The sequence below is a fragment of the Variovorax sp. V15 genome (assembly GCF_041154425.1).
In the GTDB taxonomy this organism is placed as follows: domain Bacteria; phylum Pseudomonadota; class Gammaproteobacteria; order Burkholderiales; family Burkholderiaceae_C; genus Variovorax; species Variovorax guangxiensis.
In genome coordinates, this window is sequence record NZ_AP028659.1 from 5357836 (window position 1) to 5383827 (window position 25992).

At 70.2% G+C, this 25992-nt stretch carries 18 protein-coding genes; 10 read left to right on the top strand and 8 right to left on the bottom strand.

From position 1 onward, the window contains the following. Positions 1 to 109: 109 nt before the first annotated feature. From ACAM57_RS25615 to ACAM57_RS25635, 5 genes are all read right to left on the bottom strand, one after another. Entirely contained in the window at positions 110 to 1156 is a 1047-nt protein-coding gene (locus ACAM57_RS25615) for an ABC transporter ATP-binding protein (protein ID WP_184635164.1), read from the bottom strand. Next, positions 1156 to 1995, bottom strand: coding sequence for an ABC transporter permease (locus ACAM57_RS25620; protein WP_093196271.1), 840 nt, complete (start codon positions 1993 to 1995; stop codon positions 1156 to 1158). The genes ACAM57_RS25615 and ACAM57_RS25620 overlap by 1 nt, the downstream gene beginning before the upstream one ends. Positions 1996 to 2172: 177 nt before the next feature. After that, entirely contained in the window at positions 2173 to 3114 is a 942-nt protein-coding gene (locus ACAM57_RS25625; protein WP_369662477.1) for an ABC transporter permease, read from the bottom strand. A gap of 11 nt (positions 3115 to 3125) precedes the next feature. Next, the gene (locus tag ACAM57_RS25630) at positions 3126 to 4385 is read right to left on the bottom strand and encodes a lactonase family protein (protein WP_369659417.1); all 1260 of its coding nucleotides are present in this window, start codon (positions 4383 to 4385) and stop codon (positions 3126 to 3128) included. A gap of 20 nt (positions 4386 to 4405) precedes the next feature. After that, entirely contained in the window at positions 4406 to 5980 is a 1575-nt protein-coding gene (locus tag ACAM57_RS25635) for an ABC transporter substrate-binding protein (RefSeq protein WP_369659418.1), read from the bottom strand. A gap of 200 nt (positions 5981 to 6180) precedes the next feature. On the opposite strand from ACAM57_RS25635, the gene ACAM57_RS25640 reads away from it, so the two are divergent. Beyond that, a complete protein-coding gene (locus ACAM57_RS25640) occupies positions 6181 to 6570 on the top strand; it encodes a RidA family protein (RefSeq protein WP_369659419.1) in 390 nt (129 codons plus the stop codon). Between the two features lie 145 nt (positions 6571 to 6715). Here ACAM57_RS25640 and ACAM57_RS25645 read toward each other — a convergent pair whose 3' ends face one another. From ACAM57_RS25645 to ACAM57_RS25655, 3 genes are all read right to left on the bottom strand, one after another. Then, positions 6716 to 7312, bottom strand: a complete 597-nt coding sequence (locus ACAM57_RS25645; RefSeq protein WP_369662478.1) for an ATP-dependent Clp protease proteolytic subunit — start codon at positions 7310 to 7312, stop codon at positions 6716 to 6718. A gap of 115 nt (positions 7313 to 7427) precedes the next feature. Further along, positions 7428 to 8105, bottom strand: coding sequence for a lipoprotein-releasing ABC transporter ATP-binding protein LolD (lolD, locus tag ACAM57_RS25650; RefSeq protein WP_369659420.1), 678 nt, complete (start codon positions 8103 to 8105; stop codon positions 7428 to 7430). Next, positions 8098 to 9354, bottom strand: a complete 1257-nt coding sequence (locus ACAM57_RS25655; protein ID WP_369659421.1) for a lipoprotein-releasing ABC transporter permease subunit — start codon at positions 9352 to 9354, stop codon at positions 8098 to 8100. The genes lolD and ACAM57_RS25655 overlap by 8 nt, the downstream gene beginning before the upstream one ends. A gap of 55 nt (positions 9355 to 9409) precedes the next feature. Here ACAM57_RS25655 and ACAM57_RS25660 point away from each other — a divergent pair, with 55 nt between their 5' ends. The 9 genes from ACAM57_RS25660 (at position 9410) to ACAM57_RS25700 (ending at position 25963) form a co-directional block, all read left to right on the top strand. Next, a complete protein-coding gene (locus tag ACAM57_RS25660) occupies positions 9410 to 10378 on the top strand; it encodes a hypothetical protein (RefSeq protein ID WP_369659422.1) in 969 nt (322 codons plus the stop codon). Further along, on the top strand, positions 10375 to 12096 hold the full coding sequence (recJ, locus tag ACAM57_RS25665; RefSeq protein WP_369659423.1) for a single-stranded-DNA-specific exonuclease RecJ: 1722 nt from the start codon (positions 10375 to 10377) through the stop codon (positions 12094 to 12096). The genes ACAM57_RS25660 and recJ overlap by 4 nt, the downstream gene beginning before the upstream one ends. Positions 12097 to 12272: 176 nt before the next feature. After that, a complete protein-coding gene (locus ACAM57_RS25670; protein WP_126023243.1) occupies positions 12273 to 13124 on the top strand; it encodes an SDR family oxidoreductase in 852 nt (283 codons plus the stop codon). A 149-nt stretch (positions 13125 to 13273) separates the two neighbouring features. Then, entirely contained in the window at positions 13274 to 14422 is a 1149-nt protein-coding gene (locus ACAM57_RS25675; protein WP_369659424.1) for a diguanylate cyclase, read from the top strand. 208 nt (positions 14423 to 14630) lie between these two features. Continuing rightward, the gene (locus ACAM57_RS25680) at positions 14631 to 18782 is read left to right on the top strand and encodes a DUF4132 domain-containing protein (protein ID WP_369659425.1); all 4152 of its coding nucleotides are present in this window, start codon (positions 14631 to 14633) and stop codon (positions 18780 to 18782) included. Between the two features lie 8 nt (positions 18783 to 18790). After that, complete coding sequence (locus ACAM57_RS25685; RefSeq protein ID WP_369659426.1) at positions 18791 to 19930, top strand: AAA family ATPase; 1140 nt, start codon at positions 18791 to 18793, stop codon at positions 19928 to 19930. A gap of 278 nt (positions 19931 to 20208) precedes the next feature. Further along, positions 20209 to 22677, top strand: a complete 2469-nt coding sequence (locus tag ACAM57_RS25690; RefSeq protein ID WP_369659427.1) for a DUF5682 family protein — start codon at positions 20209 to 20211, stop codon at positions 22675 to 22677. Next, positions 22674 to 23798 (top strand): VWA domain-containing protein, encoded by a 1125-nt coding sequence (locus ACAM57_RS25695; RefSeq protein ID WP_184635141.1) that lies wholly within the window; start codon positions 22674 to 22676, stop codon positions 23796 to 23798. The genes ACAM57_RS25690 and ACAM57_RS25695 overlap by 4 nt, the downstream gene beginning before the upstream one ends. Then, positions 23795 to 25963, top strand: a complete 2169-nt coding sequence (locus tag ACAM57_RS25700) for an SWIM zinc finger family protein (RefSeq protein WP_369659428.1) — start codon at positions 23795 to 23797, stop codon at positions 25961 to 25963. The genes ACAM57_RS25695 and ACAM57_RS25700 overlap by 4 nt, the downstream gene beginning before the upstream one ends. The last annotated feature ends 29 nt before the right edge of the window (positions 25964 to 25992 follow it).

A 25992-nucleotide genomic window follows, 5' to 3' on the forward strand; every position in this document is an offset into this window, starting at 1 on the left:
TGGGGGAGAAGGCGGGGGATGAGGGTGCGTGCGAGGGCCACGGGGGCCACCCTCACCCCAGCCCTCTCCCGCAAGCGGGAGAGGGAGCAAGACAGGAACAGCGCGTTCGTCATGCGGCCCTCGCGAGTGGTTGCTCAGGCTGCACACGAACACATCGCGCCTGCCGCCCCTGCCTGATGTCCAGCAGCGGCGGCATCGCGGCGCTGCATTCGGCGAGCGCGAGGTCGCAACGCGGCTCGAAGGCGCACCCCGGCGGCGGCGCCAGCGGGCTCGACACCTGCCCGCGAATCGCGAAGAGCCGCTTGGGCTTGGGCTGGCCTGGCTGGCGCGCCTTGCCCGGCAGGCAGGCCAGCAGGCCCTGCGTGTACGGGTGCTCGGGCTGCGCGAACAGCGGCCGCACCGGCGCGCTCTCGACCACGCGGCCCGAATACATCACGACCACGTCGTCGGCATGGTGCGCGACCACGCCGAGGTTGTGCGTGATGAACAGGATGCTCATGCCCGTCTCGGCCTGCAGCCGGCGCATGAGTTCGAGAATCTGCGCCTGGATGGTCACGTCGAGCGCGGTGGTGGGCTCGTCGGCGATCAGCAGCGTCGGGTCGCAGGCCATGGCCAGCGCGATCATCGCGCGCTGGCGCATGCCGCCCGAGAGCTGGTGCGGGTACTCGTGGATGCGCTGCGCGGCCGCCGGGATCTCCACCAGCTCCAGCATGCGCTGCGCGTGCGCCAGCGCCGCCTTGCGGTCGAGTCCCTTGTGCAGGCGCACGCTCTCCGCGATCTGCTCGCCGATGGTGAACACCGGGTTCAGGCTGGTCATCGGCTCCTGGAAGATCATCGACAGCTGGTTGCCGCGCAGCGAACGCATCTCGCGCTCGCCGATCTGCAGCAGGTCGAGCGCCTTGCCCTCGCGCGTCACGAAGGAAGCGCTGCCGCTGACCTGCGCGTTGGCCGTCTTGGGCAACAGGCGCATCAGCGTGAGGCTGGTGACCGACTTGCCCGAGCCCGACTCGCCCACCAGCGCCGTCGTCTTGCCGGGCTGGATCGAGAAGCTCACGTCGGCGACCGAACGCACGAGGCCGTCCTCGGTCGGGAAGCTGGTGCTCAGGTTGCTGACCGTGAGACGCGGGGTCTGGTTGTTGTTGGCGGTCGTCGTCATCACGCGCCTTTCTTCAGCTTGGGGTCGAGCAGGTCTCGCACGCCGTCGCCCAGCAGTTGCAGCGACAGCGCGGTGAAGATGATCGCGAGCCCCGGGAACAGCACCACCCAGAAGGCCTGGTGCGCGTACTGCTGGCTGCCCGCGACCATGGTGCCCCAGGTCGGGATCTCGGGCGGCACGCCCACGCCCAGGAACGACAGCCCCGCCTCGGCCAGGATGGCATAGGCGAAGATGAACGACACCTGCACCAGGATCGGCGACATCAGGTTCGGCAGGATGTGCCGCCACAGGATGCGCGAGGTGCGCACGCCCAGCGCGCGCACGGCCTCCACGAACAGCAGCTCGCGCACCACCAGCGTCGAGGCCCGCACCACCCGCGCCACGCGCGGCGTGTAGACCAGCACCAGCGCGAGCACGGTGTTGACCAGCGAAGGCCCGAGGATGGCCACGAGCGCGATGGCCAGCAGGATGTCCGGGAAGGACATCATCGCGTCGACCACGCGCATCAGCGGCGCGTCGAGCCGGCGGAAGAAGCCCGCCATCAGGCCCAGCACGGTGCCGGCGATCACGGCGCCCAGCGCGGTGAGCGCGGCGATGGCCAGCGAGTAGCGCGCGCCGTGCACGATGCGCGAATAGAGATCGCGGCCGAGCTCGTCGGTGCCGAGCAGGTGCTCGGCGCTGGGCGCCTTCAGGCGCTCCAGCACGGCCGTGTCGTTGGGGTCGATGGAGGCGAACAGCGGCGCGCCGATCGCGAGCACCGCGATCACCAGCAGCACCAGCGCGGACACCATCACGATGCGTCTGTGCATCAGCTGGCGGAGCATTCGGGGCATTTGCATTGGGGGCTCTTCAGTACTGCGGGAAGAAAGACGGGATCGGACAGCCGAACGCAGAAGAAAGACAAAAGCTACGCAAAGGTCGCAGAAAAGACAGAAGACATCTTTTGGTTTTCTCTTCTGCGACTTCTGCGAAACCTTCGCGACTTCTGCGTTCGGCTGTTCGGCTTTGCATTTGCATCACACCTTCACGCGCGGATCGACCACGGCATACAGCAGGTCGATCGAGAAATTGATGAGCACGTAGATCGCCGCGATGACGAGCAGCGCGCCCTGGATGACGGGGTAGTCGCGCCGCAGCACCGCGCTGACCACGAGGTTGCCCACGCCGGGCAGGCCGAACACGGTTTCGGTGATGACCGCGCCGCCGATCATCAGCGCGACCGTCAGGCCGATCACCGTGACGATGGGCACCAGCGCGTTGCGCAGGGCGTGCTTGAGCACCACCGTGCGCTCGCTCAAACCCTTGGAGCGCGCGGTGCGCACGTAGTCCTCGCCCAGCACGTCGAGCATCGAGGCGCGAGTGAAGCGGATGATGAGCGCCGAATTCAGCAGGCCCAGCACCGTGGCAGGCAGCACCAGCGAGTGCAGCCGCTCGGCGAATGGCGCATCGGGCGCGCCGTAGCCCGACACCGGGAACCAGCCGAATGAGACGGCGAAGATCTGGATCAGCACGATGCCCAGCCAGAAGCTCGGAATGCTCGCGCCCAGCATCGCGATGCCGGTGAAGAGCTGGTCGACCACGCGCCCCCGGAACACGGCGGAGACGATGCCGCATGGCACGCCGATCAGCGCCGCGATGGCCACCGCCATCAGCGCGAGCAGCGTGGTGGGTTCGGAGCGCTCCCACAGCGCCTGCGTCACCGGGCGCTGCAGGAAGATGGACTGGCCGAGGTTGCCCTGCAGCACCTCGCGCAGCCAGTAGCCGAACTGCACGGGCAGCGGCTTGTCGAGGCCGTACTCCTTCTGCACGCGGGCGATGTCGGCCGCGGTGGCCTGGTCGCCCAGCAGCACCGAGACCGGGTCGCCCGAAGCGGCGCGCGTGAGCACGAAGACCAGCACCGCCACGATGGCGAGCACGATCAGCATGCCCGCGGCGCGGGAGGCGATGTAGCGCAACAGCGATTTCTTCATCACGCGGAAAACTCGATGGCGGCGGCGGAACCGACCGCGACGTACTGGCCGGTGAAGCGAACGTCGCCGCCCTGCACGCGGAAGACGGCCACGTTGTCGCCCTGCTTGTTGTGGCACACGTAGAGGAAGCGCCCGCTCGGGTCGAGCGTGCAGCTGCGCGGGTAGTTGCCGCGCGACCATTCCTCGCGCACCAGCGTGGGCGCGCCGGTGCGGGCGTCGACCTTGAAGATGGAGATCGAGTCGTGCAGGCGGTTGAGCGACACGAAGTGCTGGCCGTCGGGCAGCATGCGGATGCCCGAGGCGTAGCTGGTGCCCTTGAAGCCCTTGGGCAGCGCCGAGGTCTCGCTCACCAGCGTGAGTACGCCGGTGGCGTTGTCGTAGCGCATGAAGGCGATGGTGGAAGCCTCCTCGTTCACCAGGTAGAACCACTTGCCGTTCGGATGGAACACGAAATGGCGCGCGCCCGAGCTTTCCGACACGGCCACCGTGCTGGGCTGGCTCAGCACGCCGGTGATGCGATCGAAGCGGTAGGAAATGACGCGGTCGAGCCCCAGGTCGGCCACCAGCACGAAGTTGCCCTTCGGGTCGGCATGCACCATGTGCGCGTGCGGGCCGTCGTGGTCGCTGGTGGCGAAGCCTTCGTGCGAACGCGCGGCCGCCGGCACCACGTCGGCGCCGGGCTTGCAGGGCGTGCCCGCGCCGCAGGCATCCACGTCCTTGTAGACGACGGCGGCAACTGCCGGGTCGGGCGTGCCGTCGGCGCGCAGCGCGAGCACGCTGACATCGCCGCTCGCGTAGTTGGCGGTGAACAGAAAGCGGCCGTCGGGGTGCACGCTGATGTAGGCCGGGTCCTTGCCGCCGCAGGGCGTCTCGGACACGAAGCTCAGAGCGCCGTCGGCGCCGATTCGGAAGGCCGAGACCGAGCCGGCCTCGAACTCGTTGGCCGCGTACAGCACGGGCAGCTTCGGATGGCGCGCGAGCGAGGCGGGGTTGCGCAGCTTCGCGCCCTCGCCCGTGCTGGCCACGGCGGCCGGCGCGCCGGGAATCGGCTTGAGCGCGCCGGTGGCGCTGTCGAGCACGAACTGGTGCACGCCCTGCCCGCGCCCGCCGCGCCACGGCTTGCCGCCGTCGCTGTAGGTGCCGACGTAGGCGTAGACCGGGCCGGAGGTGGCGGCCTGAGCCGTGGAGGCGGTAAGCCCCAGGGCCCCGAGGCCGGAGGCCAGTGCGCTGGCCTGCAGAAGTTGGCGACGCGACGGCATGGCTGTGTGTCTCCGCCTTCTTACTTGATCTTCGCGTTCCAGAAGAACGGCCAGGTCGCGGGCTGGTAGTTGTCCAGCGCCGGGCTCTTGGCGGAGAGGCCATTGAACTTGCCGACGTTGATGTACGGCACCTCGTCGTACACCACCTGCTGCACCTTGCCCCACAGCGCGCCGCGCTTGGCAGGGTCGCTCTCGACGTTGAAAGCCTGCAGCGCCGACTTCTTGGCAGGCGTTTCCCACCAGCCGGGCGCGCCGTCGCCGAGCTGCGGCGGCGAGAGCATGGGTTCGGGGAACTGGCCCGAGTGGGTGACGTAGATGTCCCACAGCTTGGCGTCGTTGCGCCGCTGCACCAGCGTGGCCCAGTCGACCACGTTGAGATCGACCTTGAAGCCGGCGCGCTTGAGCTGCTCGGCCATCAGGAGCGCCATGTTGTAGTGGAAGTCGTACTGGCGGCTGGTGAGCACGCGGATCGGCTCGCCCTTGTAGCCGGCCTTGGCGGCGGCTTCCTTGGCCTTGGCGGCGTTGCGCTGGTTGTACTGGTCGGCGCCCGCGGTCGAGTAGAACGGCGAGCCCTTCGGGAAGTGGTTGGGCTCGGCCGTGAAGAAGCGCGTGTCGCCGAAGCCGGCCGCGAGCATCTCGCCCTCGCCCAGCGCGGTCTGGATCGCCTGGCGCACCGGCTGGCTGGCGGCCACGCCTTCCTTGGTGTTGAGCACGAGGTACGGGAAGCCGAACGAGGGCGTCATGATCGGCACGGTCTTGCCGCCCGACTTTTCCAGGCGCGGCAGCGCTTCCACCGGCAGCAGGTCGGCGAAGTCGTACTGGCCGGCCAGCGCACCCTCGACGCGGGTGCTGGCGTTGGGCACGGGCACGAAGCGCAGTTCCTCGATGGCCGCCTCGCGCTTGCCGCCGTAGCCGCTGGCGGCTTCCTTGCGCGCGCTGTACTTGTCGAAGCGGGTGAGCAGCACGAACTGGTCGGGGCGGCGCTCCTTGAACTTGTAGGGGCCGGTGCCGACGAACTCCTTCAGCGGCGAGGCGATGGAATCCTTGGCCATGATGGCCGCCATGCCGCTGGGCAGCGCGAGCTGCGAGAGCAGCGGCGCATAGGGTTCCTTCAGCACCACTTCGACCGCCAGCGGGCCCTTGGCCTTGAGGCTGTCGATTTCCTTGCCCACGGCCTTGCCGCGCGGCGACTGGTCCATCCAGCGCTGCAGGCTCGCCACCACATCGTCGGCCGTGAGTTCGCGGCCGTTGTGCAGCATCACGCCCTTGCGCAGGGCGATGGCGTAGGTCTTGCCGTCGGCCGAGATCTTCGGCATGCCCTCGGCCAGCATCGGCACCACGTTCCACTTGGCGTCGAAGGTGTAGAGCGTCTCGTACACGTGCTGCATGATGGTTCCGACCAGGTCGGCGGTCGAAGCCATCGGGTCGAGCGTCTGCGGCTCCGCCACCATCGCCAGCGTGGCGAAGTTGCGCGGCCCCTGGGCGTGGGCGCTCTGGTGGGGCAGCGCGGCGCACAGCATCGCGAGCAGGGAGACACCCAGCAGGCTGCGCTTCGACAGCATGGGCAGGCGCTGGACAGGACCGACGTGGGGCATGGGGAACTCCTTCTTGGGGCGGGCGAATTGTGAAAGAAATTTTCTCTTCGGCCCGGACTTTGAAGCAGTATTCATGCCTAATCATCCGTGTTAACCCTTGTTCAGGGGTTATTTTGAAATAGATTTTCAAATCGGATGGATACTCGCGGATCGTTTCGCCCTTTCCGTTTCTCTTTTCCAGTCATCACTCAGGAGTTCCCATGCCCCTCGAATACCTCGGCGCCCCGCCCCTGGCCTCCGACCGTCAGGTCCGCCCCTTCTCCCCGGCCGTGCGCGCCGGCGACTTCATCTATGTCTCGGGCCAGGTACCGGTCGACAAGAACGGCGAACTCGTGGTGGGCGGCATCGAGGCGCAGACGCGCCAGGTGATGGAGAACATCAAGACCGTGCTCGCGCTGGCCGGCGCCACCCTCGACGACGTCTGCAAAAGCACCTGCTGGCTGCAGGACGCGCGCGACTTTGGTGCCTTCAACCGCATCTACATGAGCTACTTCGGTGAAAACAAGCCGGCTCGCTCGACCACCGAGGCGCGGCTGATGATCGACGCACGGGTGGAGATCGACGTGGTGGCTTACAAGCCCAAGGCCTGAGCGAAGGCCCAAGAAAGCGGGATCGGACAGCCGAACGCAGAAGGAAGACAAAAGCTACGCAGAAGTCGCGGAAGAAACCTTCATCGGTTTTCTTCTGCGACCTTCGCGGAACCTTCGCGACCTCTGCGTTCGGCTACCCGACCCCTCAGCCGTGCAGCTCGGTCTTGCGCTGGATGATCCGCGAGACCAGCCCGTACTCCACGGCCTCCTCGGCCGACAGCCAGCGGTCGCGCTCGATGTCGGCAAGCACCACGTCGATGGGCTTGCCGGTCTCGCGTGCGATCTCGTGCGCGATGCGCTGGCGGGCCTTGATGATTTCCTGCGCCTGGATGGCGATGTCGGTCGCCTGGCCGCCCGCGCCGCCGCTGGGCTGGTGGATCAGGAAGCGGGTGTTCGGCAGGCACACGCGGCGCTCGCGCGGCGCCGCCAGGAACAGGTGGGTGGCCGCGCTGCCCACCCAGCCGGTGCCGATCATGTTCACCGGCGCGCTGATGAAGCGCACGATGTCGTGGATGGCGTCACCCGACTCCAGGTGCCCGCCAGGCGAGCTCACGAGGATGTCGATGGGCTTGTCGGAACTGTCGGCATCCAGCGCGATGAGCCGGCGCGTGACGTCGGCGGCCACCGAATCGCTGATGGCGCCGAAGATCAGCAGCGTGCGCGACTTGAACGCTTTCTCTTCCAGATACGAATTGCGCGGTTCGGCGGTGGCCGCGGGCTTGGTGTCGTCGTCGGATTCCATCGAGAACATGGGCAGCATGAAACGGGCTCCTGTGGTTTTGGACTTCGGCCCGTCCTGACGGACAGGCGCCCCCCAGTTTCGCGACATTGCGCCGGCCGTGCCAGGCCGGCCCGAATCACCCCGCCAGGCGCCCCGCCACCAGTTGCAGCACCCGGTCGCAGCGCTTCGCCAGGTCCTGGTCATGCGTGACCATCACGAAGGCGGTGCCGTGCCTGTGCGCGAGGTCGAGCATCAGTTCGAAGACCGTGTCGGCCGTGCTGCGGTCGAGGTTGCCGGTGGGCTCGTCGGCGAGCACGCAGGCCGGTTGCGTGACCAGCGCGCGCGCGATCGCCACGCGCTGGCGCTCGCCGCCCGAGAGTTCGGCCGGGCGGTGGTGCAGGCGCTGGCCCAGGCCCACGCTCTCCAGGATCTTCGCGGCCGACTGCGCGGCGGCCTGCTTCTCCACGCGGCGGATCTTCAGCGGCATGGCCACGTTGTCGAGCGCGCTGAATTCGGGCAGCAGGTGGTGGAACTGGTAGACGAAGCCCAGGTGCTGGTTGCGCAAACGGCCCTGCTCCGCGGGGTCGGCGTGCGCGATGTCCTTGCCCAGCAGCTCGACCTTGCCGGCGGTGGGCTCGTCGAGCCCGCCCATCAGGTGCAGCAGCGTGCTCTTGCCGGAGCCGGAGGCGCCGACGATGGCCAGGGTTTCGCCGGCGTGGACGTCGAGGTCGATACCGTGCAGCACGGTCAGGTCGAGCCTGCCCTCGTGGAACCGCTTGGTCAGTCCACGGGCCTTCAATACAACTTCACTCATAGCGCAGGGCTTCGGCGGGGTTCACGCGGCTGGCGCGCCAGCTCGGATACAGCGTGGCGACGAAGGCCAGCACCAGGGAAATGATCGCGATGGGCACGATGTCGCTTTGCTGCGGATCGCTGGGCATCTTGCTGATCAGGTAGATGTCCTTCGGCAGAAAGCTCGCGTGGAAGAGCTGCTCCAGGAAGGGCACGATCACGTCGATGTTGTAGGCGATGCCCAGGCCCAGCAGCAGGCCGGCCACGGTGCCGATCACACCCACCATCGCGCCCTGCACCACGAAGATGCCCATGATGCTGCGCGGCGAGCTGCCCAGCGTGCGCAGGATGGCGATGTCGGCGCGCTTGTCGGTCACCGTCATGACGAGCGTGGACACCAGGTTGAAGGCCGCCACCGCCACGATCAGCGTGAGGATGATGAACATCATGCGTTTCTCGACCTGCACGGCCGCGAACCAGGTCTTGTTCTGGCGCGTCCAGTCGCGGATGAGGAACTCGCCCGGCAGCGTCACGGCGAGTTGGTCGGCCACGTCGCGCGCCTCGTTGAGGTTCTTGAGCTTCAGGCGGATGCCGGTCGGGCCTTCGAGGCGGAACACCTTGGCGGCGTCCTGCTCGTGCACCATGGCCAACGCGGAGTCGTATTCGTAGTGGCCCGAGTCGAAGGTGCCGACCACGGTGAACTGCTTGAGCCTGGGCACCACGCCCGCCGGCGTGACCTGCCCGCCCGGCGCCACCAGCGTGACCTGGTCGCCCGGCTGCACGAAGAGCGAACGCGCCAGCTCCGCGCCGAGCACGATGCCGAACTGGCCCGGCACGAGCTTGTCGAAGGTGCCCTTGGAGGCGATGCCGTTGATGTCGGTGACCTCCGGTTCGAGCTTCGGATCGATGCCGCGCACCAGCGTGCCCTTCATGTCCTCGCCGCGCGCGATGAGCGCCTGCGTGTTGATGAAGGGCGCCGCGCCGACCACCTCGGGGTGCTTGCGCGCCGCCGCCATGATCTGGTCGAGGCTCTGCAGCGCCTGGCCGTCGCGCGAGAAGATTTCGATGTGGGACACCACGCCGAGCATGCGGTCGCGCACTTCCTTCTGGAAGCCGTTCATCACACTGAGCACAATGATCAGCGCCGCCACGCCCAGCGCGATGCCGAGCATCGAGACACCGGAGATGAAGGAGATGAAGCCGTTGCGCCGCGTCGCCCGTCCTGCGCGCGTGTAGCGCCAGCCGAGCTGCAGTTCGTAAGGAAGTCGCATAGGGGCGGGATTGTGGCATTCCGGGCAAACCTGAGGCTTCCCGGACAATAGGGGAATGGCCGAAACCTCCCCACGCCAATTGCTGATCCCTTTCGCCGGCCGCGGTTCCCCGTCGTGCCGCGCGGCCCTCTCCACGCTCAGGCTCCCCAATCTCGAAAACCTGCTCGCGCGGCTGACCCTCGCGGACACCGACACGCAGGACGAAAGCACGCGCTCGCCTCCGCATGAACGCGCCCTGGCGCAGGCGCTGGGCATCGCCGCGCCCGACGGCTGCATTCCTTGGGCCGCGCTCGAAGCGCGCCGGCTGGGCATCGCCACGGCGGGCGATACCGAGGGCTGGGGCACGGTCACGCTGTGCAACTGGCAGGTGGGTATCGACGACGTGGTGCTGGGCGACCCGTCATCCATCGAGATCGACGCCGCCGAATCGGCCGCGCTGCTGGAAGCCGCCCGCCCCTTCTTCGAGGAGGACGGCATCGCGCTGCACGCCTCGCCCGTGCCCGGCCGCTGGCTGGCGCGCGCCGGCATCTTCGACGGGCTGGCCACCGCCTCCATCGACCGCGCGGTGGGCTACCCCGTTTCGCAGTGGTCGCCGCTGGCCGACGCCGCGCGGCCGCTGCGCCGGCTGCAGAACGAAATGCAGATGCTGCTGTACACCCAGCGCGTGAACGACGACCGCGCCGCGCGCGGCGTGCCGCCCATCAATTCCTTCTGGCTCGCGGGCACCGGCGCGCTGAAGAATGAAGAAGCCGCAACCTCCGTCGCGCCGACGGTCAACGACTCCCTGCGCACCCCCGCGCTGCGCGACGACGGCATCGGCTGGGCCGAGGCCTGGCAGGCGCTCGATGCCGGCCCTGTCGCCGCCCTGCTGGCCGAGTACACGCGCGGCGCCAGCGACATCTCGCTCACGCTGTGCGGCGACCGCGCCTCGCAGCGCTACACCGTGCAGCCGCGCGGCCTGGCCCGCTGGGCGAAGAGCCTGTTCGACCGCAAGCAGGCGCCCGCTCTGCTGGAGTCGCTATGAAAATCATAGCCAGGGAGATCCCGCCCCGCACCGTCTGGGCGCTGGAGCAGGCCGGCGTGCATCCGCTGCTGGCCCGCCTTTTCGCCGCGCGCGGCGTGCGCGCCAAGGAAGAGCTGGACGACGGCCTCGCGCTGCTGCTGCCGCCCGACACCTTGCACGGCACGCGCGAAGCCGCCGCGCTGCTGGCCGACGCCATCGCGCAGGACAAGCGCCTGTGCATCGTCGCCGACTACGACTGCGACGGCGCCACCGCCTGCGCGGTCGGCGTGCGCGGCCTGCGCCTCTTGGGCGCGAAGAACGTGAGCTACCTCGTGCCCGACCGCGTGGTCGACGGCTACGGCCTCACGCCGCCGATTGCAGAGCGCGTGGCCGCGAGCGGCGCAGACATGCTCATCACCGTCGACAACGGCATCGCCAGCGTCGAGGGCGTGGCCGCCGCCAAGGCGCGCGGCCTGCAGGTGCTGGTAACGGACCACCACCTGCCCGGGCCCGAGCTGCCCGCGGCGGACGTGCTGGTCAACCCCAACCAGCCCTGCTGCGGCTTCGAGAGCAAGAGCATCGCCGGCGTGGGCGTGATGTTCTACGTGCTGCTCGCGCTGCGCTCGGAGCTGCGTCGGCGCGGCGTGTTCGACACGGCCACGCAACCCAAGCTCGATGCGCTGCTGCCGCTCGTCGCGCTGGGCACGGTCGCCGACGTGGTGCGGCTCGACGCCAACAACCGCCGGCTCGTGGCGCAGGGCCTGCGCCGCATCCGCGCGGGCGCGATGCCGGCCGGCGTCGCCGCGCTCTTCAAGGCGGCCGGGCGCAACGCTTCCGTTGCGAACACTTTCGACTTCGGCTTCGCGCTCGGCCCGCGCATCAACGCAGCGGGCCGGCTGTCCGACATGACGCTGGGCATCGAATGCCTGCTGACCGACGACGCCGGCCGCGCCGAAGAACTCGCGCGCATGCTCGACGGCATCAACCGCGAGCGGCGCGACATCGAGGGCGGCATGCGCGACCAGGCGCTGCTGCTGGCCGAGTCGCTGTTCGCCACCGATGGCGAGGGCATCGAGGCGCCGCCGCCGGCCATCAGCGTGTTCGACGCGGGCTTCCATGAAGGCGTGGTCGGCATCGTGGCCTCGCGCATCAAGGACCGCTTCCACCGCCCCACCTTCGTCTTCGCCGCGAGCGCTGCGCCGGGCAAGGAGCAGGAGCTGAAAGGCTCGGGCCGATCGATCCCGGGCTTCCACCTGCGCGACGCGCTCGACCTCGTGGCCAAGCGCCATCCGGGCGTGCTGCTGCGCTTCGGCGGCCACGCGATGGCCGCCGGCTGCACCGTGGCGCGCGAGCATTTCGAGACTTTCGAAAAAGGCTTTGCGCAGGTCGCGCGCGAGCTGCTGGCCGAGTCGGCGCTCACGCGCCAGATCGAGACCGACGGCCCCATCGCGCGCGAGTACATGCGCATCGACCTCGTCGACACGCTGCACCGCGAGGTGTGGGGCCAGGGCTTCGCGCCGCCCACCTTCAGCGAGGAAGTGGAAGTGGTGTCGCAGCGGCTGGTGGGCGAGAAACACCTGTCGCTCAAGCTCAGGCACCAGGGCCAGCCCATCGACGCGATGTGGTTCAGTCACACCGAGCCGCTGCCGCCGAAGGTCAAGCTGGCGTTCCGGCTCGACGCGGACGAGTGGCAAGGAGTGCGGCGGCTGCGCTTCCTGGTCGAAGGCGCGGAGTTCTAGAAGAAAGTTCCAGCGGAAGGTCGCGGGGTTCCCGTTCGCAAGCGATGACGCGCGCGCGGTCGGGACGGATTCCTACGCATGCGCCGAGTCGTCGTTCTACGGTGGAAGAACACAACCACCACTTCAGCCACTTGAGCGATGGGATGAACTCCATCGTCGGCTTCAAGGAGAACGACATGCAGACCACAGACACCCGGCCGCCGCCTCGCCTCGACACGCGCCCCCTTGCCGTGGTGACCGGGGCCTCCTCCGGCATCGGCTTCCAGCTCGCGCTGCTCGCGGCACGCAGGGGCTACGACCTTCTGATCGGCGCCGACGAGCCGCTGTCGCAGGCCGAGACCGAGCTGCGCATGCTCGGGGCCAACGTGTTCTCGGTGCGCGCCGACTTCGCCACCCGCGACGGAGTGGACACGCTGCTGGCCGCCACCGAAGGCCGCCGCGTGGACGCGCTGTTCGCCAACGCCGGGCACGGGCTTGGCCACGGCTTCCTGGACCAGGATTTTCATGACGTGCAGCACGTCATCAACACCAACATCACCGGCACCATCTACCTCGTGCAATGCGTGGGCCGCGGCATGCGCGAGGCGGGCTGGGGCCGCATCCTCATCACCGGTTCCATCGCGGGTTTCCAGCCGGGCAGCTTCCAGGCGGTCTACAACGGCAGCAAGGCCTTCATCGATTCCTTCGCGATGGCGCTGCGCAACGAGCTCAAGGGCACGGGCGTGTCGGTCACCTGCCTGATGCCGGGCGTGACCGACACCCACTTCTTCGCGCGCGCCGACATGCTCGACACGCGCGTCGGCCGGCAGAGCGACAAGGCCGACCCGGCCGAGGTAGCGCGCATCGGTTTCGACGCGATGATGCGCGGCGAAAGCGGCGTGATCGCCGGCTGGCGCAACAAGATGCAGGTGGCGCTGTCGCGCGTGATGTCGGCGCCGCGCCTCGCCGAACAGCACCGGCGGATCGCCGAACCCGGCAGCGGCGAAGTGCACCAGCAGCAACAGCAGCACGCCCGGCCCTTCGTCTGAGCTGACTCCCTTTCCTGCGTGCCCGCACGCAGGGCTTGCGCGGGCGCTGCCGGCCCCGGCTACGATCGGCGACTTTCTTCCGACTTTCTGCCTGAAGCCGACCGGATGCCGCCCAGCCCTCGCCCCGTTGCAGCCAACCACCATCGCCCATGCAAACCGGCATGAGCCTCGGCCTGCTGGCCGGCCTCATGGTCTGCGGCCTCGTGCTGCTGCTGGTGTCCGCCAACGCGCGCATGCATAGCTGGTACGTGCTGGCCTGCGGCTTTGCGCTGGCGGGCTTCGCGGGGCTGGACCGCATCGCACCCGGCAGTTCCCTCGCGCACTGGGCCGCGTCGGCGCTGACGCTGTGGGCCGCCTGCCGGGTGGCGTTCGCGCGGCAGTTGCTGCGGCTGAACCGGCTTGCGCCGCGTCTGGATCGCATCGCGCTCGGGCTGCTCGCAGCGCTGGCCGCGGCGACGATTCATGCCGCCGTCGACACCCGCCTGCCCTGGATATTGCGCGTGCTGCAGGCGCTGGTGGCGGCCTCCACCGTGCTCCTCGCGGTTGGCGCGCTGACGGTGCGCCGCCGCATGCCATGGCCCGCATTGCTCTTCTGCGTGGGCGCGGTGCTGATGCTCGCAGGCGTCTCGGCCGCGCATCTCCCCGCCTGGGGCGCGCAGCCGTGGACGCCGGGCCACGCGAGCCTTGCGCAGGCCGCGGTGATGGCCGAACTCGCGCTGCTGGCCCTGGCCGCCGCCGCGCGCATCCGCGATGAAAGGGCCCTGGAGGCACGCGCACAGGCCCTGATGGCCGCTCCCGGCATCGACGCGCTCACCGGCGCCGCCAGCGAAGCCGGCTTCGAGCTGCGCGGCGAGGAATGGCTGCGCGAGGGCCGCAGCTTCTCGCTGATGCTGATCGGCCTGAACGGCTTCGACGCCGTGTACGAACGGCATGGGCAGGCGGGCGGCGACGCGGTGCTGGCCGCCATCGCGCAGCGCCTGCGCGAGCAGGTGCGCGCGGACGACATGGTGGCCCGGCTCGGCCCCGACAGCTTCGCGATCCTGCTGGTCGGCATGCCGCCGCGGCAGAAGCTCGCCGAGATGGCGATCCGTATCGAGACAGCCGGCGCGAGGCCGGTGGCCCACGAGGGCCGGCTGCTTGCGGGCGGTGAAATCAGCATGGGCATCGCCTGCCACCCCGGCGACGGCGACACGCTCGCCGGCCTGCTGGAAGCGGCCGAACGCGCGCTGGCGCACTGCAACCGGCAGCGCATGGGGCCTGCCTATGTCTTCGCGAACGAGCTCGGGCGCGCCTCCTGAATAGTTTCTTCGTAACCGCCACGCACCGGCCGGTGCGGAAAGCGAAATCTTCTTGCCGACAGGCACCGCGCGACGGCCGAGCCTTCACGCCCGCCCCTTATCCTCGGCGGCGACCCAGCGGAAGGGAACTGCCCGCGCGCCCGGCAACAAGGCCCGGGGCCGCCGTCTCCGACCGCTCTTCATCGATTCACAGGAGGACGTTTTTTCCATGCGCCGTTTTGAACTGATCGAGGGAACCGCCAGCAAATTCTGGGAGATCGAGCAGGCAGACACCGAGCTCAACATCCGCTGGGGCCGCATCGGCACCGCGGGCCAGAGCCAGACCAAGTCGTTCGCCGACGCCGCCAAGGCGGCAACTGCGCTGACCAAGCTGGTGAATGAGAAGACCGGCAAGGGCTACAGCGAAGTCGGCGTGGCCGCAGACGCGGCCATCGGCAAGACCGAGGCGAAGCCCAAGGCCGAGGCGGCGCCGAAGGCGGAAGCGGCAGCACCAGCAGCGGCGGCAGCGCAGGAGCCGGTGGCGGCAGCCCCCACCGAGAGCATCGACGCGCAGGCCGACCGTGTCTTCGAAGCCGTGCGTGCACAACTGGAGGCCGACCAGCTCAAGCCGACGGATGCCATCTCGGCGGCGGTGCTCAAGCGCCAGCACGGCGTGAGCGAACAGGGTGCGGCGCTCGCGTTCAAGCGGCTGAAGGACCAGGGCCTGCTCTCCGGCTGGGGCACCACCGCCACGCCGGGCAAGCGCGCCAGGGAAATCGCCCGCCAGCTCGCAGCTGCGGCCGCATCCGGCGGCACCGGGGCACCGGCCGCCCTGCCCTCCTCCGATGCGGCAGCCGGAACCGACACCCCGCCCTGGCTGGCCGCCGGCACGCCGGTGCGCTTCACGCCCGAGATGCGGCGCGTGGCCTTCGCATCGCGCCGCTTTCCGCAGCCGGTGGAAAGCCGTGGCGTGACGGCCGCGTGGTTCCTGGCGCAGCGCAAGCTGGAAGGCTCGATCGACCTCGACGGCACCGACGCGGCGCTGCGTCCCGCGGCGCAGCGCGTGGTCGAGCGCGTGGGCGCGCCGGCCGCCGGCTCGGCGCCCGGCCCCGACACCGAAGCCGACGCGCTGATGCTCGCGCTCGCGCTGAGCACCTCCGGCTACTACGGCGAGAGCGAGCCGGCCGAGGCCATCGTCGACTACCTGGTCGCGCAGTACGGCCTGGCCGATGCCACCGGCGTCATGCTCGACGCGCAGCGCGTGCAGGTCGAGACCGACTACAGCCACAGCACCAAGACCCGCAAGAGCCGCTTCACCAGCGCCGTGACCCGCCCGATGAGCAACGGCTGGCGCGGCCCGCTGGGCCAGGGCGAGCAGGCCATGCGGCGCCAGCTGGCCGCGGCCCCGCAGGAGGCCTGGCAGGAAGCCCGCGACCGGATCGAGGCGGCCCTGCCGCAGCTGCACGCGAGCCGCCGGCCGATCATCGCGATGCTGCTGCCCGATGCGCCCGAGATCTCGAACGCGCTGGCGCACTCGCTCGCGGCCGAAAAAGACACGCCCGAGACGCTGCACTGGCTGGCGCTCACCGCCACCGAGCCCGCCGCGATCGCGCTGGCCGCGAAGACGCGCGTGGGCTACTCCACCGGCTTCTGGGGCCACGACAACATGGTCGCCACGCTGATCCAGGAACGCGGCATCGATGCGGTCGAAGGGCTGGAGCGTGGCGCGGCCAGCGACGAGGCCGGCGACGGGCTCGCCGCCATCGGCACGCCCGAGGCGGTGCAGGCACTGGCGCGCGTGGCGGGCAGTTCCAAGGCGGCGCTCGCGCGCCTGGCGCTCTCGGTCGACCGCTGGCCGCAGGCGGCGCTGGTGGCGCTGTCGCGGCTGGTGGCCGCCGGCGGCAAGGACGCCAACCTCGTCACGCCCAGCCTCACGCGCCTGCTGCGCGCGCACGCGGGCTCGATCGACGCCCTGCGGCCCTGGCTCGATGCCGGCGCGCAGGCCGTCATCGACCGCCAGCTCGCGCTGCTGGCCGGCCCCGCCGAAGTGGCCCGCGCCGACGAGCTGCCGGGCGTGCTGGCCGCGCCGCCGTGGCTCGCCAAGGTGCAGAAGAAGGCGGCAGGCGCGCTGGTGCTGGAGCCGCTGGCGCTCGCGCCCGTGGAGCGCTGGGACGAGGCGGCGCGCGCGAACGCGCTGAGCGCCAATTCGTGGCAGAAGAGCCGCCATTCGAGCGCGCAGCAGGACGTGCGCGTGCTGCTCGAGGAGCTGGGCTTCGACCGCAGCAAGCAGCCGCTGCGCGGCCTGAACGAAGCGGCCGTGGCCGCGGTCGCCGCCGGCGATGCCGACGCGCTCATCGCCAGCTGGCGCGCGATGGTGGTCGAGCGCAAGAAGGAGCGCTACTACTGGTTCCGCTTCCAGTCGGACTACGCCGCGATGCTGCCGGCCGCCGTCGGCGTGCCCTTCTGGAACGCGATCGCCGGCGAGGCCGAGGACTACGGCATCGGCCGCATCCTCGCGACGCACGGCCTGGCGGTGCTGCCGGGCCTGCTGTCGATGGTGCGCGCCAAGCCGGGCGAGAACCTGTCCTTCGCGCTCTATTACGGCGCGCCCGAACTCGCGCTGCCCGCCGCGCGCGCCTTCGCCAAGCTCAAGACGCTGCGCGCCACCGGGCGCGAATGGCTGCTGAAGTTCCCGGAGCACGCCGCCTGCGGGCTGATCGCGCCCGCGCTGGGCAAGGCCGGCGAGGCACGCGACTGTGCCGGCTCGGCGCTTCGCCTGCTGCATGCCAACGGCCACGAGGCGCTGCTGCTCGAAGTGGCAGGCCGCTATGGCAGGCCCGAGGTGGTGGAGGCGCTGCGCGCCGTGCTCGACGAGAGCCCGCTCGACCGCTTCCCCACCAAGCGCGCGAAGCTGCCCGAGTTCTGGCAGCCGCGCGGCTGGCGCCGCCCGGTGCTCAAGAACGGCAAGGCGCTGCCCGACGACGCGCTGGAGCACCTGGGCCAGATGCTCACCTTCCCGACCAACGAGGAGGTCTACGGAGGCATCGCCGTGGTCAAGGAAGCCTGCGACGCCGCCTCGCTCGCCGACTTCGCCTGGGACGCCTTCACCGCCTGGCTGGAAGCCAGCGGCCCGAGCAAGGAAGGCTGGGCCCTCACCAGCCTGGGCCACCTGGGCAACGACGACACCGCGCGCAGGCTCACACCCTTCATACGCGCCTGGCCCGGCGAGGCGGCGCACGCGCGCGCCGTCACCGGCCTGGACGTGCTCGCCAACATCGGCAGCGACGTGGCGCTGATGCTGCTCAACGGCATCGCGCAGAAGGTCAAGTTCAAGGGCCTGCAGGACAAGGCGCGCGAGAAGATCGACGCCATCGCCGAGGCGCGCGGCCTGAGCACCGAGGAACTCGAGGACCGGCTCGCGCCCGACCTCGGCCTCGACGAGCAGGGCACCATGCGGCTGGACTTCGGCCCGCGCGCCTTCAAGGTGGGCTTCGACGAGACGCTCAAGCCCTACGTGCGCGAGATCGGCGCCGACGGCGTGGCCGGCGCCCGCCTGCCCGACCTGCCCAAGCCCAAGAAGACCGACGACGCCGAGCTCGGCAAGGAAGCCGTGGAGCGCTTCAAGCTTCTCAAGAAGGACGCGCGCACCATCGCGAGCCAGCAGTTGCTGCGCCTCGAGGTCGCCATGTGCACGCGCCGCCGCTGGACGCCCGAGGTGTTCCGCACCTTCCTCGTCGAGCATCCGCTGGTGCGCCACCTGGTGCAGCGCCTGATCTGGGGCGTGTACGAAGTGGCCGGCGGCGGCAGCTACGGCGGCACGCTCAAGGCCTGCTTCCGCGTGGCGGAGGATGGCAGCTACACCACGGCCGAGGACGATGCGTTCGAGCTGCCCACCGGCGAGAACATCCGCATCGGCGTGCCGCACGCGCTGGACCTCTCGGCGGCCGACGCCGCCGCCTTCGGCCAGGTGTTCGCCGACTACGAGCTGCTGCAGCCCTTCGCGCAGATCGGCCGCGACGTCTACACGCTCACCGACGAAGAAAAGGGCAGCAACAAGCTCGAACGCTGGAAGAGCGCCAAGGTGCCCACCGGCCGCGTGCTCGGCCTGGTCAACAAGGGCTGGCGCCGCGGCGAGGCGCAGGACGGCGGGGGCATCTGGTACTTCACCAAGCCGCTGGGCACCGACCGCGTGATCGAGCTGTACCTCGACCCGGGCATCATCGTCGGCATGGTCGACGAGTACCCCGAGCAGGAACTCGGCGAAGTGCAGGTCGGCAAGCCTTCGGGCTGGGGCAACATGCAGAACGCGGAGACGCTCAACCAGCTCGATCCGATCTCGGCGAGCGAACTCATTCGTGACATGGAGGGCCTTCGCGCCTGAACGACCAGATGGCCACCGCAAGCAAGACATCCAAAGACACCGCCACTCCCGCCGCGCTGCAGCGCCCGCCGGCGGAAATCCTCTACGCCGGCCAGCTCGCCCGCCTGCGCGCGCAGGACAAGGACCCGCGCCCGCCGGGCTGGGCGCTGAGCCTGAAGGCCGCGCGCTCGTTCATCCTCGGCGACGCGGCGCTCGACATCGCGCCGAAGATCGTCGCGCCCGTGGCCAGCATCGAGCGCATGCTGGTCACGCTGGCCACCGGGCGCGGGCTGATGCTGGTGGGCGAGCCGGGCACGGCGAAGTCGATGCTGTCGGAGCTGCTGGCCACCGCCATCTCGGGCATCTCGACGCTCACCATCCAGGGCGGCGCCTCGATCACCGAGGACCAGATCAAGTACGGCTGGAACTACGCGCTGCTCATCAACGAGGGGCCGAGCCCGCGCGCGATGGTGCCGGCGCCGCTGTACCTGGGCATGCAGCAGGGCCAGGTGGTGCGCTTCGAGGAAATCACGCGCGCGCCGCTGGAGGTGCAGGACTGCCTGCTGGGCATGCTCTCCGACCGCGTGATGGCGGTGCCCGAGCTCTCGGGCGAGCACGGCATGCTGTATGCGCGCGAGGGCTTCAACATCATCGCCACCGCCAACACGCGCGACCGCGGCGTGAACGAGATGAGTGCGGCGCTGAAACGGCGCTTCGACTTCGAGACCGTGTTCCCCATCCTCGACTTCGACCGCGAACTGGCGCTGGTGCAGGAGTCGTCGGCTCGGCTGCTCGCGCAGAGCGGCATTCCGAAGACGGTGCCCGCGCCCGTGCTGGAGCTGCTGGTGTCCACCTTCCGCGACCTGCGCGGCGCGCCCGCGAAGGGCGATGGCGGCAATGGCGGCAGCGATGCAGCCATGGACCGGCTCACCGCCGTGATGTCCACCGCCGAGGCGGTGAACGTGGCGCACGCGGTGGGCGTGCGCGCATGGTTCCTCGAACAGCGCGAGGGCTCGCCGGCCGACCTGGTCGACTGCATCGCCGGCACGGTGGTGAAGGACAACGCGGACGACCGCGCGAAGCTGCGGCGCTACTTCGAGCAGAAGGCGGCCAAGCGCAGCGGCACCCACTGGCGCGCGTACTACGAAGCCCGCCACCGTCTCCCCTGATATATGAGCAAACCCCCAGGCTTCGCGCACTTCGTGTCGCTTCGCCAGCCCCCTTGCAGGGGGCAACACCTGCGGCCCGGCAAAGCCGGTTCCGCGGTGTTCCGCGAAGGGCCCTCGCTTCGCTTGGCGCGTCATATGAGCAAACCCCCAGGCTCCGCGCACTTCGTGTCGCTTCGCCAACCCCCTTGCAGGGGGCAACACCAGCGGCCCGGCAAAGCCGGTTCCGCGGTGTTTCGCGAAGGGCCTTCGCTTCGCTTGGCGCTCCATCGATGACGAAGATGAGCGAATCACTTCACATCGTCGGGGTGCGCCACCACAGCCCCGCCTGCGCGCGGCTGGTGGCCGAGCGCATCCGCGCGCTGCGCCCCATGTACGTGCTCATCGAAGGCCCGGCCGACTTCAACGAACGACTCGACGAGCTCTACCTGCAGCACAGCCCGCCGGTGGCGATCTACAGCTATCTGTCGAGCGACCGCACGCACCGCGGCTCGTGGTCGCCCTTCGCCGAGCACTCGCCCGAGTGGCAGGCGCTGCAGGTGGCGCGCGAGGTCGGATCGACCGTGCGCTTCATCGACCTGCCGGCCTGGCACGACGCCTTCTCGCGCATGGAGAACCGCTATGCCGACGTGGCCGACCACGAGCACGAGGAGCGCGCCGAAGCCTACGAACGCGCGCTGACCGAGAAGCTCTCGGTGCAGGGCCGCGATGCGCTGTGGGACCACCTGTTCGAGGACGGCTGCGACGTGGCCGAGCTCGCGCAGCGCCTTTCCACCTACTTCGACCACCTGCGCGGCCAGGACCCCGGCTCGCAGGGCAACCAGGCGCGCGAGGACATGATGGCGCGCTGGATCGCATGGGCGATGGCGCAGCCGGGCGAACCCGGCCGCGCGCAGGCGCTGGCGGTGTGCGGCGGCTATCACGCGCCGGCGCTCGCGCGGCTGTGGCAGGGCCTGCCCGCCACGCTTCCTGAGACGCCGCAGCCTTCGCCGGAGACCACCGACGAGGATGAAGACGAGGCACAGCCAGTCCAGCCAGCCAGCCCGCAGGCCCCGCTGCGCTTCGGCTCCTATCTCGTGCCCTACACCTTCAAGCGCCTCGACGCCTTCGCGGGCTATGCCTCGGGCATGCCGTCGCCCGCCTACTACCAGTGGGTGTGGGACCACGGCCCCGAGGGCGCCGCGCACCGCGCGCTGCAGCTGGTGATGCAGCGCCTGCGCGACAAGAAGCTGCCCGCCTCCACCGCCGACCTGATGGCCGTGCACCTGCGCGCCCAGGGGCTCGCGCGGCTGCGCGGACACGACAAGCCACTGCGCTCCGACTGGCTCGATGCGCTGGCCGGCGCGCTGGTCAAGGACGCGCTAGATGCGCCGCTGCCCTGGACCTATCGCGGCAAGATGCGTCCCGGCACCGACCCCGTGCTGGTGCAGGCCATGGACGTACTGGCCGGCGACATCGTCGGCCGCCTCGCGCCCGGCACGCCGCAGCCGCCGCTGGTGGCCGCCGTGCAGGCCGAGCTCGCGGCGCACGGCATCGCGCTGCGCGGCCAGCTCAAGCTCGATCTGCTCACCGAAACCGACCGCGCGAGGAGCCGCGTTCTGCATCGCCTCGCGATCCTGCGGCTGCCCGGCGTGCGGCGCACGCAGGGGCCGAAGCTCGCGATGTCGGGCGAGCGCACCGAGCTGTGGTCGCTCTCGGAGCCGCTGGAGCAGCAGGCGGCGCTGATCGAGGCCGGCGCCTGGGGCGCGAGCCTGCACGATGCGGCGCGCGCCCGGCTCGAGGACGACCTGCGCCAGGCCCAGGGCCGCATCGGCCCGCTGGCCGAGGGCCTCAACCAGGCCGCGTGGGCGGGGCTTTCCGCGCTGAGCGACACGCTGCTGCGCGAACTGCGCGGCGCGATCGCCGCCGAGCAGCGCTTCGAGGCGCTGGGCCCTGCCCTCTCGGTGCTGCACACCCTGCTGCGCCACGGCCAGATGCTGGGCATGGCCGATGCGCCGGTGCTGCGCGTGGTGATCGAGTCGGGCTTCGACCGCGCGCTGTGGCTGCTGGAGCCGCCTGCGGCCATCGCGCCGGCCGATATGCAGTCGCACCTCGAAGGGCATCTGGCACTGCGCCGCATCGTGGCCGACATGCTGGCGCATGCGCAGGATCATTCTTCGGACGCCCAGCCACTGCTCGACCTGGAGCCGGCCCGCGCGCTCGCAGTGTGGCAGCGCAAGGCCGCCGACCCCGCCGCTTCCCCCCTGAGCCGAGGCGCTGCGCTGGGAGCGACGCTGAGCCTGGCAGGCCGCACCGACGACCCGCATGCGCAGGGCGAGAGCGGCGCGGCCGAGGCGATGCAGCTGCTGCAGTCGCTGCCCGCGCCGGTGCTCGGCGATGCACTCACCGGTCTGCTGGCGCTCGCGCGCGAGCAACTCGCTTCGGAGCCCGCCTTCGTCGCCGGCATGGACCGCACCGTGCAGGCCCTGGACAACGCCGACTTCGTGCGTGCCATGCCCAGCCTGCGCGCCGCCTTCGCTTGGCTGCCGCCGCAGGAGCGCGGCCTGCTCGCCGACCAGGTGCTGGCGCTGCACGACGCCACGCACCTGTCGCGCCGCGCCCTCACCGCCCACCGCAGCGGCGAGGCACCGCCCGAGCAACTGGCCGAAGCCCGCCGGGTGGAGGACGCGGTGTTCGCGCGCCTGGCCGCCTGGGGCGTGACGCTGGAAGACGAAGAAGAAAAAGACACCGAGAAAGCCCCTCGCCCATGAGCCTCGACATTCCCGATCCGCTGCAGCGCTGGCGCCTGCTGCTGGGCGATCCGGCCGAATCGGCCTGCGGCGGCCTCAGCGCCGAGGCGCAGGCCGCCGACGCCGCGCTCGATTGGCTCTACGGCCGCGACACCGACCGCGAAAGCCGCGGCGAACGCAGCGCGGGCCTGGGCCCGTCGTCGCTGAGCACGCCCGACTGGATCAACACCATCCACACGCTCTTTCCGAAGGAAGTGATCGAGCGGCTGGAGCAGGACGCCGTCGAGCGCTACGGCATTGACGAGGTGGTGACCAACCTCGAAGTGCTGGAGCGCATCGAGCCTTCGGAATCGCTGCTGCGCGCGGTGCTGCACACCAAGCACCTGATGAACCCCGAGGTGCTGGCCGCCGCGCGCAAGCTGGTGGCCGAGGTGGTGCGGCGCATCATGGAGAAGCTCGCCACCGAAGTGCGCCAGGCCTTCAGCGGCAGCCGCGACAGGCGTCGCCGCTCGCGCATGAAGGTGGCGCGCAACTTCGACTTCCGGCAGACCCTGGCCGCCAACCTGCACCGCTACGACCCGCAGCGCCGCAAGCTCTACGTGGAGCGGCCTGTGTTCATCAGCCGCACGAAGCGGCATGCGGAACCGTGGGACATCGTGCTGCTGATCGACCAGAGCGGCTCGATGGTCGACTCGGTGATCCACAGCGCGGTGATGGCCGCCTGCCTGTGGCAACTGCCCGGCATGCGCACGCGCCTCGTTGCCTTCGATACGGCGGTGGTCGACCTGACCGCCGACGTCTCCGATCCGGTGGAGTTGCTGATGAAGGTGCAGCTCGGCGGAGGCACCGACATCGCGAAGGCGGTGGCCTACGCGCAGTCGCTGGTCGCCAACCCCTCGAAGAGCATCGTGGTGCTGGTGAGCGATTTCTACGAGGGCGGCAGCGAATACGAACTGGTGCGGCGCGTGAAGGCGCTGGTGGAATCCGGCGCCAAGGTGCTGGGGCTGGCCGCGCTCGACTCCAACGCCGAGCCCAACTACGACCGCGAGATGGCGGCGCGGCTGGTGCGCGAAGGCGCGCAGATCGGCGCGATGACGCCGGGCCAGCTCGCCGGCTGGCTGGCCGAGAAGGTACAGGGATGAGCGGCGACATCGCATCGAGGGCCGACCTGCTCGAACTCACGCCCGAGGCGCTGACCGCGCTGGCCAACGCCGGCTTCGTCAAGCGCGCGCAGAAGGACGTGGCGGCCGGGCTGCTGCCGAAGCTCGAGACCGGCGCCGACGGCACGGTGCAGGCGCAGTTCGACGACGGCGTGCGCACCAGCCTGCCGCCGGGGCGCACGCTGCGCGACGCGCAGTGCAGCTGCCCTGCCAGCGGCATGTGCAGGCACCGGGTCATGCTGGTGCTGGCCTATCAGGCGCTGGCGAAAGCGGCGCCCGCGACGGGCGATGCATCGATCGCGTCGGTCGAAGCTTCACCGCCCGAGCCCGAAGCCGCCTGGAGCCCCGCGCAGTTCGACGATGCCGCGCTGGCCGCGAGCTTCGCGCCCTCGGTGCTCGACCAGGCCGTCAAGCTCGCCGCCGCGCGTCCCGTGGTCGGCGTGCAGGCCTGGCGCAGCGCGAGCGCGCCGCCGGTGGCGCGCCTGCCGATGTGCAGCGTGCGTTTCTTCTCGCGCAGTTCGCTGGTTCATGCGCGCTGCGACTGCAAGCAGGGCGGCGGCTGCGCGCACGTGGTGATCGCGCTGTGGGCGTTCCGGCAGGCCGGAGCGCTGGAGCCGGGCTCGGCGGAGGTGATGGTCGAGGTGCAGCCGGCCGCGTCGTCCGAAGAGGATTCGGCTGCATCGCCGGCGCCCTCCGTGATGCAGGGCGAGACAGCCGTCGCGCTGCGCTCGGGCATCGACGCCCTGCTGCTGTCGCTCTGGCTCGACGGATCGAGCCAACCCGCGATGGCGCTGGCCGCCCGCTTCGAGGCCGTTCGCGAACAGGCACGCACGCTGGGCTGGAGCTGGGTGGACGACGCGCTCGACGAACTCTGGCAGCTCCTGCAGGCGCAACAGGCGCGCAGCAGCCGCTTCGAGCCGCTGCGGCTGCTGCGCGTGACGACCGAGCTGTGGGCGCGGCTGCGGGCGGCGGCGCACGCGGGCCATCCGCCGGATGGCTCTTCTGCCCGGCCCGCGCTGCCGGCCAGCCAGATCCTCGGCATCGGTGTGAAAGGCGAAGTCGCGCTCGACCATCTGCGGCTGGTCTCGCTCGGCGCCGAGCTCTGGTCGGACGAGACGGCCGAAGGCGCGAGCATCCTCTTTGCCGACCCCGACACCCAGAACGTGACCGTGCTGGAGCGCCAATGGTCACGCACGGCGGACGCCTCCGCCGGCGGCGCGGCGCCCAGCCTCATGAACCGGCGCGTCGCGGGCTTTCCGCTGCGGCAACTGGCGAGCGGACAGGTCATCACCAAGACCGCCACCCGGCGCGCGAACGGGCTGGTAGACATCACCGCCGGCGCCCGGCAGACCGGCGTGCTGCCGCTGTCGCCCAAGTCGTGGGACGACCTCGTCGCGCCGCTGCGGCAGCACAGCGTGGCCGCGCTGGTGGCGCACCTGCGCGAGGCGCAGCCGGATTTCGTGAAGCCCAGGCAGGCCGCGAGCGGCGCTTCGGCCGGCGCATCCGGCCAGTTGCACGTGGTGGCCTTCGAGCGCATGGAAGTGGCGTCATGCCATTGGGACGCCGCGGCGCAGGTGCTACATGCGCGGCTGGGGCAGGCGCCGGAAACGGAAGATGAGGAGGACACGGCGGACGACAACGCATCGCGGCTGCGCCTGGCGTTGCCGCATCGCTCGGTGACCCCCGGTGCCGTCGACGCCCTGGCCCGCACCCTGGCCGGCGAGCACGGTGTATTGCGCGCGGTGGCGGGCACCGTGCACCTGCAGGGCGACCAGGCTGTCATGCAGCCGCTGACCGTGCTCACCGATCAGCGCGCCGTGGTGCTCCAGGTCGAAACCGCCGCACCGCAGCCGCTGGGCCTGCAAAGCGACATCGAGGAGACGCCCGCGCTGAACGCGCTGGCCGGCGACACGCTGGAACTACTGTCCCTGTGGCTGCGCCAGGGCCTGCGGCACCAGAGCGGCGGCGCACTGTCGCGGGCGCAGGCGCAGGTGCTGCGGCTGAAGCAGGCCGGACTGGGGCGCAGCGCTGCGCTGCTGGGAACGGTGCTCGAGAACGTGCGCTCGGCGCAGCGGCTGGCGCTGGTGGGGCAACTGGCGATGCTGGGGTTGGCTATGCAGGGGGTGGCACAGTCGGCCTCTGCATGAATAAGAAAACCCCTGAGCTGTTCAGGACT